General features: G+C 40.5%; 12 protein-coding genes. 8 read left to right on the top strand and 4 right to left on the bottom strand.

The window, feature by feature from the left end; translation table 11 throughout:
* Positions 1–13 precede the first annotated feature (13 nt).
* The 3 genes from ACE1TH_RS18865 to ACE1TH_RS18855 are packed head-to-tail and all read left to right on the top strand — an operon-like array spanning position 14 to position 1750.
* Positions 14–577: a hypothetical protein gene (locus ACE1TH_RS18865; RefSeq protein ID WP_375079735.1), complete on the top strand. Its 564-nt coding sequence runs from the start codon at positions 14–16 to the stop codon at positions 575–577.
* 36 nt (positions 578–613) lie between these two features.
* Positions 614–1177 carry a hypothetical protein gene (locus ACE1TH_RS18860; protein ID WP_255224893.1) on the top strand — a complete coding sequence of 188 codons (564 nt, stop codon included), beginning with the start codon at positions 614–616 and terminating at the stop codon, positions 1175–1177.
* A gap of 15 nt (positions 1178–1192) precedes the next feature.
* Positions 1193–1750: a hypothetical protein gene (locus tag ACE1TH_RS18855; RefSeq protein WP_375079734.1), complete on the top strand. Its 558-nt coding sequence runs from the start codon at positions 1193–1195 to the stop codon at positions 1748–1750.
* 21 nt (positions 1751–1771) lie between these two features.
* On the opposite strand, the gene alr is transcribed toward ACE1TH_RS18855, so the two are convergent.
* From alr to ACE1TH_RS18840, 3 genes are all read right to left on the bottom strand, one after another.
* Complete coding sequence (gene alr, locus ACE1TH_RS18850) at positions 1772–2884, bottom strand: alanine racemase (RefSeq protein ID WP_375079733.1); 1113 nt, start codon at positions 2882–2884, stop codon at positions 1772–1774.
* Between the two features lie 73 nt (positions 2885–2957).
* Entirely contained in the window at positions 2958–4091 is a 1134-nt protein-coding gene (gene ald / locus ACE1TH_RS18845; RefSeq protein ID WP_099305219.1) for an alanine dehydrogenase, read from the bottom strand.
* Positions 4092–4215: 124 nt separating this feature from the next.
* Positions 4216–5451 carry a PucR family transcriptional regulator gene (locus ACE1TH_RS18840; RefSeq protein WP_255224895.1) on the bottom strand — a complete coding sequence of 412 codons (1236 nt, stop codon included), beginning with the start codon at positions 5449–5451 and terminating at the stop codon, positions 4216–4218.
* A gap of 162 nt (positions 5452–5613) precedes the next feature.
* Between ACE1TH_RS18840 and ACE1TH_RS18835 the strand changes: the two genes are divergently transcribed.
* Positions 5614–7011 (top strand): alanine/glycine:cation symporter family protein, encoded by a 1398-nt coding sequence (locus tag ACE1TH_RS18835; RefSeq protein WP_375079732.1) that lies wholly within the window; start codon positions 5614–5616, stop codon positions 7009–7011.
* Positions 7012–7133: 122 nt separating this feature from the next.
* The gene (gene rlmD / locus ACE1TH_RS18830; RefSeq protein WP_375079731.1) at positions 7134–8507 is read left to right on the top strand and encodes a 23S rRNA (uracil(1939)-C(5))-methyltransferase RlmD; all 1374 of its coding nucleotides are present in this window, start codon (positions 7134–7136) and stop codon (positions 8505–8507) included.
* A 670-nt stretch (positions 8508–9177) separates the two neighbouring features.
* Here rlmD and ACE1TH_RS18825 read toward each other — a convergent pair.
* Positions 9178–9678, bottom strand: coding sequence for a hypothetical protein (locus tag ACE1TH_RS18825; protein ID WP_375079730.1), 501 nt, complete (start codon positions 9676–9678; stop codon positions 9178–9180).
* 226 nt (positions 9679–9904) lie between these two features.
* Here ACE1TH_RS18825 and ACE1TH_RS18820 point away from each other — a divergent pair, with 226 nt between their 5' ends.
* The 3 genes from ACE1TH_RS18820 to ACE1TH_RS18810 are packed head-to-tail and all read left to right on the top strand — an operon-like array spanning position 9905 to position 13000.
* Positions 9905–10699, top strand: coding sequence for a class I fructose-bisphosphate aldolase (locus tag ACE1TH_RS18820; RefSeq protein ID WP_375079729.1), 795 nt, complete (start codon positions 9905–9907; stop codon positions 10697–10699).
* Positions 10700–10718: 19 nt separating this feature from the next.
* Positions 10719–12251 carry an FGGY-family carbohydrate kinase gene (locus tag ACE1TH_RS18815; protein WP_255224899.1) on the top strand — a complete coding sequence of 511 codons (1533 nt, stop codon included), beginning with the start codon at positions 10719–10721 and terminating at the stop codon, positions 12249–12251.
* The gene (locus ACE1TH_RS18810; RefSeq protein ID WP_099305205.1) at positions 12242–13000 is read left to right on the top strand and encodes an SDR family NAD(P)-dependent oxidoreductase; all 759 of its coding nucleotides are present in this window, start codon (positions 12242–12244) and stop codon (positions 12998–13000) included. The genes ACE1TH_RS18815 and ACE1TH_RS18810 overlap by 10 nt, the downstream gene beginning before the upstream one ends.
* Positions 13001–13017: the final 17 nt, after the last annotated feature.

Genomic DNA, 13017 nt, shown 5'->3' with positions numbered 1-13017 from the left:
AGGAGGTGTCTGCTTGCTAGATATACGTAAGGAACGTAGAGCTGAATGGATCTTTAATAATGGACTTATTTTGGGCTTATTCCTTTTAATGTACGTGAGTTTCCATTTTGAATTTCTAGAAATCGTTTTTATGGTTTTGCTAACAAGTTTACTTATCGTTTCTATTATGAGTGTGGTTAAGCCTGGATTCCCTAAGCCTCTATTTAAATGGAAGAGAACGTTACGGGATCATGAGATTCATTTTTATGGCTATAAGGATTGGCGTAAGAGAAATCGTATAGCAAGTATTTTATTAATTATAGTCATTCTTGTGATAGGGAACTTTATCGTTTCTCACATTCTTACTCATTCGGACACCCCACTGTCACAAGCGGAAATAGAAACACCGTTTAATTTGCAATTTCTTCTGATTTCCATCGCAGCCAATACTGGCTATATCGTCCGATCGAAATGGATGGACTCCTTTTATGGAAAGAATGTAAAAGGGTTTGAATTAAAAGGAAGGACGCTTGTCGTTTTCTTTGGTATTATTCTGTTTTGGACACTGTTTTGGTTAGTGGTCTTTTATCTTTTTTAACGTTGTATATAAAGAATGTAAAGGAATGATTTGGATTTGACTGAAGAAATACGCAAAGCACGGCAACAAGAAGTGATTTGGAATAATGTGTATGTAGCAATCTTAGTTGTATTACTAATGTTAATGTCGCTAATAAACCTTCCATTGTCATGGCTATTATGGCTAGGGCTGGTAATGAATACCGTTACCGGGTTATGGAAGGTTTTCGCTGTTAAAAAACCTCTTTTGCCAGTGCAATGGCAGCAGACGTTAATGAATCACGAAAGAAAACAGTATGGAGATGCGGCGTGGGGCAGCAAGCAGAGAACCGACGGTGTTTTTCTCTTAATAGGCGCAGCTGCTTTACTTTTCTTAGTAACGACAACACCACTCGTTGCAAGTGAAACAATCATTTATGGTGCATTTATTCTTAGTATTGTCGTTCTCGTACCTCTTATAAATTTTAGCGTCATCTCAAAAGGAAGAACGATCGATACATGGAATTTTGAGACAGAGCGAGGGTTTGAATTTAAGGGTCATTCATTAAAAATTTTCATTGCCATCCTGTGTGCATGGATTGTGATTTTTGCAGTTGGTTATGCACTACTCGCGCTCTTATAACGGAAGGAGGGCAAGATGCTTTTTGAAAAGTTGGAACGATACCGAATTAGAGAACTTGTATTATTGAACGGCACTCTTTTTGGAATAATTTTTTCAGCCGGATGGCTCTTATCAACAAATCTTTTTGCCGATGCCATTAACTTTAGCTTAGGTTTTGTCCTTATTTTTCTAGCTATTTTAGGATTTTTTGTGCAAAAGAAGAAGTGGTCGTTTTGGAAGTGGCATAGGGAGTTAATGGCTTACAAAGCGGAGAAAGAAGAACATGAATGGCCTAGGGTTGTGCTGTTAATCGTATTTCTTTTTATCGGGCTGATACTCATCGTCAACCATACACCACCGTTTAATCAACCGCCAATGGATTTAATGAGAAATGAGCTTCGTATGTATCTACTTTTTTTCTTTGCTCTTATCGTGATTGGGAATATTGTGTACATCGTGACGGCTAGAAAAATGGATCGTGGTGATGAAGGGGAGCCTATTGGCTTTAAGTTGAAAGGGGGAAGTTTGAAAGCTTTCTTAGCAATTGCCTTGTTTTGGGTCATCTTGTTCGTCGGACTGTTTCTTTTCGTATAAAGTAGAAAAAACGCCCAACCATTACTGGGCGTTTTCTACATAATAACGAGGGACACGTTTTGTTAGAGCACAAACGATTTCATAATTGATGGTATTTGTGATATCTGCCATATGGTCGATTGGAAACTCTACAACATCGCCACGTTGAATCCCTTTAATGTCGGTGACGTCAATCATTGTTTGATCCATACAAACGCGGCCGAGAATAGGCGCTTGTTTATCGGCGTAAAACGTGTGTCCTTTATTGGAAAGGGCACGGGACAAGCCATCAGCATAGCCAATCGCGAGCGTCGCTACGTTTCGGTCTTCCTGAAGCATGTGCGTGCGACCGTAGCTAATGCTTTCGCCTTTTTTTACAGACCGAACAGATGCGACTGTAGCATATAAACGCATTGCTTGTTGAAGTGGGATGGGAAATTGGAGGGCAGTATCTGGTCTGAGACCATACAAACTAATCCCTACACGCACCATATCCAAATGTTTATCTGGATGATAGAGCGTACCCGCGCTATTGCAGCAATGGGTAATCGGAATGGTGATACCCGCTGATTGAAGCGAATCAATAAATGTGCAGAAACGTTGAAATTGCTCATCTGTGTACGTTGATTCTAAGTTATCTGCTTCTGCAAAATGAGTAAATAAACCTTCTAGTTCCACAAATGGTTTCGCCTGAATGGCTTGGATCGTATCAATCAGTTCGGCTGACGTTTGAATACCAATCCGCCCCATACCGGTGTCTACTTTGACATGAACCTTCACTTGTTTCTGCAAATCTGACGCAGTTTTTGCTAACGATTGAACGAGCTGATCGTCAAACAATGTAATTGTGATGTTTTCAAGAATTGCTTGCTGAAACGCTTGAGGGGGCGTGTAACCAAGCACGAGTATAGGTGCTTTAATTCCAGCTTCACGTAATTCAAATGCTTCATCAATGATAGCGACACCTAAATAAGTTGCACCGTTCTCAAGGGCTTTTTTTGCGACAGGAACAGCGCCGTGGCCGTAGCCATTTCCTTTAACAACAGCCATGAGTTGACAATCTTCAGAAAGCGATTGCTTAAATGTTCGTGTGTTGTGCGCAATGGCATCAAGATTGATTTCGGCATAGGTGTCACGGTAGCTTGATGTCTTCATTCTCGATCTTCCTTTCGTATACAAGAAAGCCCCTCATCATACGATGCAGGGGCTTTAGCGTGCTATAGAGGATTTATGCTTTTACCGGAGTTTTTGCTAATGCATCTGCTACGGAAACAAGCTCATATCCAAGGTCACGTGCAACAGCACTATACGTAACATCACCGTTTGCAACGTTTAGTCCAAGAGCAAGAGCTGGATTGTCTGCTAATGCTTGTTGAACTCCTTTGTTTGCGATTTGAAGCGCATAAGGAATCGTTACGTTGGTAAGTCCAAGTGTTGATGTACGAGGCACAGCACCAGGCATGTTCGCTACAGCGTAATGAACTACACCATGCTTCGTGTATGTTGGGTTATCATGAGTTGTAATTTTATCTACAGTTTCAATGATACCACCTTGGTCAATAGCAACGTCAACGACAACAGATCCTGGATTCATTGATTTAATCATTTCTTCTGTTACAAGTTTAGGGGCTTTTGCTCCTGGAATTAAAACAGCGCCAATCACAAGATCAGAATCTTTTACTGCTTCAGCGATATTTAAAGGATTGGACATTAATGTTTGGATGTCATTTCCGAACTGGTCATCGATTTGACGAAGACGATCCGCACTCAAGTCGATTAACGTTACGTCAGCACCTAGACCGACCGCAATTTTCGCTGCGTTCGTTCCAACAACTCCGCCACCGATAACCGTTACTTTTCCGCGTTTTACGCCTGGTACACCTGAAAGAAGAATTCCTTTTCCGCCTTTTAATTTCTCAAGAAATTGAGCACCAATTTGAGAAGCCATACGACCAGCAACTTCACTCATTGGTGTAAGAAGTGGAAGTGTGCGGTTTACTTCAACTGTTTCATAAGCAATGGCAATGACACCACTATCAACTAATGCTTGAGCAAGTTCTGCTTCAGCTGCAAGGTGAAGGTATGTGAAAAGGATTAATCCTTCACGGAAGTAGCCATACTCGCTTGAAAGCGGCTCTTTTACTTTCATAATCATATCTGACTGAGCCCATACGTCTTTTGCTTCTGGAATAATTGTCGCACCAGCTGCTGTGTAATCAACATCTTCAAAGCTAGAGCCAACACCTGCATTTTGTTCTACAAGAATTTGGTGACCAGCTTTTGTTAACGCAACAACACCAGCTGGCGTAATCGCTACACGGTTTTCGTTATTTTTAATTTCTCTAGGGATACCAATAATCATCTATAATTCCTCCAAACAGGGTAGTGTGAATGTGATACGTTTAGTATAAATCCACAAATGAAGGAACGCATTGTTACAAAAAAACAAAATGGAAGCGGTTATTTGTGAAAATCAACAAATGGTCTTATATCGACTGTCTAAAAAGTTTAATGTCGAAATAAAGGCCAATTTTTTGAACAGGATCTTTAATGTCAATCATTGTGATTTCCTTAATCCGTTTTAAACGGTAGTTCAATGTATTAATATGACAATGAAGCTTTTTAGCGGCTTCGGTTAGACGATCTTCATAATCAAGCACCGTTTCCAGTGTCTCCATTAAATTGGTTTGGTTTTCCTGATCATAAGCAGCCAGTTTTTCCAAGGCTGGGTTAGAAGTGAGCTTCTGTAGTTCAGGTGTGCGCTTTAATAAATCAATATAGCGAAAAGCTCCTAGTTCGTGATAGAAGTGAACTTTTTCCAATTCACGCGGAAATAATTTCTTCAGTCGAAGCACTGCATTCGCTTCATTATAGCTTTCATTTATAATAGGAAACGTTTCTTTTGGGTAGCCACAGCCAACCGCTTCAACCTTCGTTTCAAACCGCTCTTTAATCTGCTCACGAAAAGATTGAATAAATTGTTCAGTTTCCTCAATAAAAGTGGTACTATTTTTAGGTGCTACTAACGTAATCCAATGATTTTCATCCAGTGTGTGAATAAGGATTTTCATCTTTTGCGTTGTTTTTGAGATGTATGTGAGTTGATTATAAAGTTCTTTAGACATTTGTTTAAAAGAAAAGACAAGGATGGCAACAGGTTGGCCTTTTTTTAGCCCGATTCGAATTAGTTCTTTTTCAATAGAATCGTGATCAACGACATCGCCTGTAATCATTTGCCACAGAAATTCTTGTTCGTTGCGTTCTTTTTTCTTGTTTTGCAGATTGAGTTGCAAGAGCTGATTGCGCGCTTTTTGTGCTGCTAATTTCAAAAGATCTAAGTGTTCAGTGGTTAGCGTTCCGTTTACATCCACAACCCAAATGTAACCGAGCACTTCTTCATTTTTTCTTATTGAAATCGCAACTCGATTACGTAAGCCAATTTCATCAATCGTTGGAATGACTAGTGGCTCGTCGCTGTGATTTAATTTTGGAATAACCCCGTCTTTCCAAAATCGGTTAATCACACGCTCTGGTACACGACGCCCAATAATGGTCGAAACACGTGCTTGATCGGTTTCATCATCGTGAGAACTGTAGGCAAGAAGATGATGATTGGCGTCTTCAATCGTAACAGGGCATTTAAGATGTTCGCTAATCGTATCGGCAAAAGCTTCTAAAGAGTCGAATGACTGATTAAAAAGCTTGTATATTTCATTAGACATAGCTAGAGCTCCTTATTAGTTAAGAAAAGTAATTGTATGAAAACACAAAGGAAACGTTTTCAGATTGTATGGTTTCACAAATACAAGTATGAACGTGCATGATAGAATAACTATCGACTACTAATACTATCATACAATAGTGTGTCCTGAGGAGTGAACAACATGAGTATAAAAGATATACTCGAGAGTATCAGCGATATTTTATGGGGGCCACCCAGTCTAATATTATTATTTGGAACCGGTTTATTTTTAACGATAGCCTTAAAGGGGTTACAATTCCGTCGTCTCGGTCATGCCTTCAAATTAGGTTTCGGGAAGGAAGATAAGTCAGACTCCGCTGCTGAAGGCGATATTAGTCATTTTAAAACATTAATGACAACGTTATCAGCTACAATTGGAATCGGTAACATTGCCGGCGTCGCAACAGCGGTTACCCTCGGTGGACCTGGTGCGATCTTTTGGATGTGGATTGTTGGTTTATTAGGAATGGCAACAAAATATGCTGAGGCATTACTTGCAGTAAAATTCCGGGTCAAAAATGATCGCGGTGAATATTCAAGTGGACCAATGTATTATATTGAAAAAGGATTAGGAAAGAAATTTAAGTTCTTAGCGATTGGGTTTGCTTTATTTGGTGCGATCGCTGCGTTAGGAATTGGAAATAGTGTGCAATCAAACACCATTGCCGACGTTGCATCAACTAGTTTTGGTGTTCCAGGTTGGGTAACAGGTGTTATCTTAGTAATACTTGTAAGTTTTATTATCTTTGGAGGTATCCAACGCATTAGTACCGTTGCAAGTTTCTTTGTGCCAATTATGGCGATCTTGTATATGGGCGGCGCGATTTTAATTTTAATTTTAAACTACAACTTAATTATTCCTGCATTTGAAATGATTTTCTATTATGCGTTTAATCCAGTCGCTGCTGTCGGTGGCTTTGTCGGAATCGTTGTTGCTGAAGCGATCCGTAATGGAGTAGCACGCGGAATCTTCTCAAACGAAGCAGGTCTTGGTACGGCAGCACTGATTGCTGGAAGTGCACGTGCGGATCACCCCGTTAAACAAGCGCTCGTTGCCATGACTGGAACGTTCATTGTCACAATTATTGTGTGTACAATGACAGGGCTCGTCTTACTTATTACAGGCTTCTGGGATCAAACAGGTGGATTGATTTCTAATGTTGCGCATGATGCATCGTTAGAAGGGGGAGCTTTAACAACCGCAGCATTTGGTTCGGTTCTTGGTGTTGTTGGTGAATATATCGTTTCTTTATCTGTTGTATTTTTCGGTTTCTCGACTATTGTTGGTTGGTATGTATATGGGGAAAAATGTTTTGAGTACCTTGTCGGAACAAAAGGAATTACGGCGTATCGACTCACATATGTTGGTGCGTGTTTTATCGGTACAATTGCTAACCTTGCGACGGTATGGGCATTTGCGGACGTAGCCAATGCATTAATGATGATTCCAAACTTAATTGCATTGTTGCTACTTTGGAAAGTTGTTGTAGCAGAAACAAACGATTATTTCGAGAACTTCTATCAAAAAGGAAAATATTAATCCAACTAGAGGTGCTGTACACGTGTACAGGCCTCTTTTTTTGCGGAAGACGCGCTTTTTTATCGAACGTGCCCGTGATACAATGGATGGATGACATTTGTGAATAAAGGACGTATATAAAGATGAAACAACAAGCACCTGTGCAAAAAAATGAAACCCTTACTGTTACGATTGAAGATTTAACTCACGATGGTTCAGGCGTTGCCAAAGTGGATGGCTATGCCTTATTTATCCCTCAAGCCCTTCCAGGTGAAAAGGCAGAAATAAAAGTCGTAAAAACGAAAAAAGGTTACGGATTTGGACGTTTAATGAATCTTGTTAAAGAGAGCCCACATCGTGTGGAACCGCCATGCCCGATTTTTCACCAATGTGGAGGATGCCAAATTCAACATATGGATTATGACGCACAGCTTCATATGAAGCAAAAACAAGTGAAAGATGTGATGGAGCGAATCGGGAAGCTACCGGATGTCCCTGTTCATGCCGTTGTTGGGATGGACGAACCATGGCGCTACCGCAACAAGTCGCAAGTACCAGTCGCGTTTCAACGGGGTGAGCTCGTCGCAGGTTTTTATGCAAAACGAAGCCATCACATTGTCGATATGGATGAATGCATCATCCAGCACAAAGAGAATGACCATGTTGTGCAAACTGTTAAGCGATTAGCGAAAGAGCTACGAATCCCAGCGTATAATGAAGAAAAACATAACGGCGTTCTCCGACATATTGTTGCTCGTTACGGAAAAACCACAGGTCAAGTAATGGTTGTCCTCGTCACAAAAGGGAAAAAAATACCGGGGAAAGAAGCGCTCATTGCTAGTATTCAAGAAGCAATCCCTGGGGTTGTGTCGATTGTCCAAAACATTAATAATGAACGAACAAACGTGATTTTTGGGAAGCAAACAGATATCTTGTGGGGAGAAACGTACTTATACGATGAAATTAACGGCATTCGATTTGCCATTTCAGCGCGATCGTTTTATCAAGTGAACCCTGATCAAACCAATCGTCTTTATCAAAAAGCGCTAGATTATGCGGATCTAACAGGGGATGAGACTGTTATTGATGCATACTGTGGAATTGGGACTATTTCTCTTTTTCTTGCGCAAAAAGCGAAGCATGTATACGGTGTGGAAATTGTCCCAGAAGCGATTACGGACGCAAAACGAAATGCAAAACTGAATCACATCGACAACGCAACGTTTGCCGTTGGAGAAGCTGAAAAAGTCATTCCATGGTGGCACGCGCAGGGAATTTCGGCTGACGTCATTGTCGTTGATCCACCAAGAAAAGGGTGCGATGAAGCACTTCTGAAAACGATGCTGCAAATGAAGCCAAGCCGAATTGTGTACGTCTCTTGTAACCCGGCTACCCTTGCTCGAGACTTGCGTGTTTTAGAGGATGGCGATTACCGCACAAAAGAAGTAACGCCTGTAGATATGTTTCCACAAACAAATCATGTGGAATGTGTGGCGGTTTTAGAATTGAATGACTAAACGAATAAGTTGTTACACTGCTCAGATCTTTCGATAGGTTGAGCAGTGTTTTTTTGTTGTAAGACTGTATGAACTGTTTATAGACTAAATAGTGATTGTATCCAGTCAGTAAAAGGACCATCCATTAAAATTGGTCGATAAATGTGATTAAATATCGCTACGGCGAAAATTGCTAATAAACTCGTGGGTAAGATAATGTATTTTTCTGTATTGGTCATTTTGCGTTTCTTAGGACCAGTATTTTTAATTGAATCTTTATCTTTATTCACTAATCTTCTTGTATGTATAGATACTAATGTAATAAGTATAATAGCCACAATTACGGTGAGCAGTGGATAATCGAAAAGGTTTATGGGAAGCACATCCTTCTTACTTATTTCATTTCAGCATTCTTTATTTTTAAAGAAAGAATAAGTATAGTAAGAGTTAATAGCAATATTAGTGAATTATGAAATTTAGAGTTTTACATTAGTAAAGATGAGCTAACTATGAGGATATTAGAAAGAGAAAAGTTAGATAGAAAGGCTTTTGCTTAGGTGCACCCCGATGTGCTAGATTTTATTCTAATACTTTAAGTGGTGCACCAAACTAGCAGTCCCTTTTCTTTTCGTGCATATGAAGTAATGAGAGAGCATTCTTATCTCTTAAAAAGTCAAGACGATGAAAATGATTATGAAAGCAAGTTCCGAAATGAGATGACTCTGAAAAAAGAAGGTCTCCTTGCTGCAATAGTTAGAATAATAGCGGTTAACATCGTTATAATTGTAGCAATTAATAAGAAGAATGAAAAGTTCGTTCGCACGAGATAAAATGTAAGCACAGGAAGGAGTATAAGTAGGATCACTAAGGCTTTATGAACCTTATGATAAAGTGTCTCAGACCATTCTTTTGCTAAGCTCACTATGGTTTTTTCATTTATTTCAAGCCCCTCATACTGCAATGCGATCTGAGTTAGTTCACGCTGTTTATCGCTTTCGAGCTTGTAACCATCCTGTTGACGTTTAACGGTCATTGTTTTCAGGTCATACATGGTTTCATCAAGGCCTTGAAGGGCGCGTAATGCTTTGTCGTTTTGGCTTTTTTGCTTATAGTAGAGGTACCCGTTTAAGCCGAACATAATCGATAGCCGATACAATACTAAAATAATTGTTAGAGAGTATTTTTTAAACAAGGCGTAAATCCTTTCTCGCTATTAACATTGTGCATAGTTTAACATAATGGTAATAAACCTGCACAAGTAATCTCTTCATATGAAGAAGCTTTATAGAGCACGAAGATAGATGAAAAGTGAATGGACTGCTGGTCTTCTTAACGATCCTTGACACGGTCTTGTCCGTTTGATTATGATCGTCACAACATGCTTTGAATTCTTAGTATTTTGACAAAAGGAGGTTGCGATGACAAAAGCGCGTCGATTACATCAAATCTTTGCAAAAGATGGAAAGTCGTTAACGTTAGCGTTGGATGGCTATTATTTTTCAACGAATACAAACGGGATTGATACAGTTATCAAGCAAATGCCCCAACTTATTGAAAATGGATTGGATGCGGTTTTAGTCACGTACGGGCTGGCAAAACGTTATTCGGAGTGGTTTCATGACGTTGGATTGGTGGTTCGGGCAGACATATCAACAAGTGTTTATGATTCATCCGTTCCAAACACAGCCTCTCTATTAACGGTAGAAGATGCGTTGCGACTTGGAGCAGATGGCATCATAGCCATGACGTTTCCAGGTGCCCATAATGAAGCAGACACACATCAAGCAGCATGGGCATTAGCTAAGGATGCAGATCAGTGGAATCTTCCGTTTATTTGTGAATCTTTGCCGAATGGTTACGCCGTTACCGATAAAAATTCCAATGATCCCTATGTCATTGCATCAGCTGCACGAATTGCTGTTGAGTTAGGGGCTGATATTGTTAAGACCCGTTACTCTGGTGGGGTGGATGATGGGGTCATTGCCGAACAAGCGCAAGTCCCTGTTTTAGCATTAGGTGGACCAAAGACAAAAGATGTAAAGGCCTACTTATCGTTTGTGAAGCACTGTATGGATAATGGCGCAAAAGGGGTTGCTGTAGGTCGGAATATTATTCAAAGCGAAAATCCAGCAGGACTTGTTGCTGCATTGAATTGCTTAATTCATGAAGATGGAGAGATTGACTACGCGTACCAGTTGTATAGAAATCATTAAAGGCCAGTAATCAAGGAGGATGATGATGCGCTATGTGTTAGGGATTGATAATGGTGGAACGTTGACAAAAGCAGCTCTCTACGATTTATCAGGGAAAGAAATTCAAATCGCAATGAAAAAGACGCGAATGATCACCACACAGCCTTATCATACAGAACGAGATTGCGAAGAGCTATGGCAAGCAAACCTGATGGTTATTCGTGAAGTCCTAGCTTCAGCGAACATCAATACAGAGGACATTATTGGGATTTCCATTACAGGGCATGGAAACGGTTTGTATGTAGCAAATGAACGAGGAGAACCGACATACAACGGAATTATTTCTACTGATCAGAGAGCAATGACTTACGTGGAACAGTGGAAGCAAGATGGACGATTTGAACGAGAGGTTTTACCGAAAACGATGCAATCGGTTTGGGCAGGGCAACCTGTATCATTACTTGCTTGGTTAAAAGATCACCAACCGGATGTACTTAAGGAAACGGCGTATATTTTCATGGTGAAAGATTATATTCGATTTAAGTTAACAGGAGAAGCATATTTTGAAGAAACAGATGCATCCGGGACAAGTTTACTTAACGTACGAGATCGTTGTTATGATCGTGAATTGCTATCATTTTTTGAGATTGAGGAGGTATATGAAAAACTTCCCCCATTAAAAAGGTCAACCGAATGTTGTGGCCATATCACGGAAACCGTCGCACAATTAACTGGTTTAAAAGCAGGTACGCCGGTGGCAGGAGGGATTTTTGACATTTCCGCATCAGCGATTGCTTCAGGCTTAGTACGAGAAGATCAATTGTGCATCGTAGCCGGTACATGGAGTATTAATGAATACATCACAACAAAACCTGTTATTGATAAACATTTATTTATGACATCCATTTACTGTATGGAAGGATACTGGTTAACAACGGAAGCGAGCCCAACGTCAGCGAGTAATTTGGAGTGGTATATTGACGAATGGATGACGCAAGAAAAGGTTGAGACAGAGCGACAAGGGCGCTCTATTTATGACGAGTGTAACGAGCTTGTGGCGAAAACTAAGGCTGAAGATAGTCAGTTATTGTTTTTACCGTTCCTTTTCGGATCAAATACAGTGGCAAATGCGAGTTCGTGCTTTATTGGTCTTTCAAGCTGGCATACAAAAGCGTATATATTGCGCGCAATTTATGAAGGTGTTGTGTTTAGCCACTTAGCTCATGTCAAACAACTTTTGCAGTATCGAAAAGCGCCAACTTCCGTTCGTGTCGCAGGTGGTGTAACAAAGTCAGATGTTTGGGTGCAAATGTTTGCCGATGCGCTACAGCTTCCATTAGAAATTGTTGATGTACAGGAACATGGAACGTTAGGGACTGCGATGTGTGCAGCTGTAATGGTAGGGGCGTATGAATCAATAGAAGAGGCATCTACTTCAATGGTTAATGTGGCACGACGAATTGAACCAAATCTAGGAAAAGCGAATGTCTATCAGCAAAAATTCAAGCTTTATCAGCAGACTGTCGAGAAAATGGAACAAGTATGGGCGTTAGGAGCGAGGCAATGGACTTAGGATTAAGTGGAAAGCATGCAATTGTGACAGGGGGATCAAGGGGCGTCGGCAAAGAAATCGCTTTATCTTTAGCAGAAGAAGGCGCACAAGTTACGCTGACGTATCAAGGTCAGCGTGAAAAGGCAGATAAAGTTGTAGGGGAAATTCAAGCAAACGGTGGAAGTGCGTATGCTGTGAAGATGGATCTTGCTGATTCGACGAATATACAGGCATTATTCCAACAGGCAACTAGACATGTAGGCTCGGTTGACATTCTCATTAATAATGCGGGGGTATGGCCAAAAGGATATGTGAAAGATCTGACATTGTCAGACTGGACGGATACGATCAATAAGAATTTAACGAGTGTTTTCCTGTTAAGCCAGTTGTTTGTCCAGCATTGTCTTCAACATGAAAAAAGAGGGAAAGTTTTAAATATCACGTCGCAGGCAGCTTTTCATGGTGCCACGACTGGGCATGCTCATTATGCTGCAAGCAAATCAGGGATTCTAGGGTTTGCACGGTCACTCGCTCGAGAACATGCGTCAGACGGGATTACGATCAATAATCTTGCATTAGGCATTGTCGAAACGGATATGATTCGGTCATCGTTGCAGGAAAAAGAAGATTATTATTTAAGCCGGATTCCTCTTGGGCGAGTCGCGCAACCAAAAGAAATAGCAGACATCGCAACGTTTTTAGTATCAGAAAAAGCGAACTACTTAACTGGCTCCACCTTTGACGCAACAGGTGGAATGTTAATGCGTTAAAACGGTCTAAGGAGTGG

Source organism: Shouchella sp. JSM 1781072 (assembly GCF_041949915.1).
Taxonomy (GTDB): Bacteria; Bacillota; Bacilli; order Bacillales; family Bacillaceae_D; genus Shouchella.
Note: the sequence above shows the minus strand (reverse complement) of the source record. Positions and strands in the feature narration are given on the sequence as shown.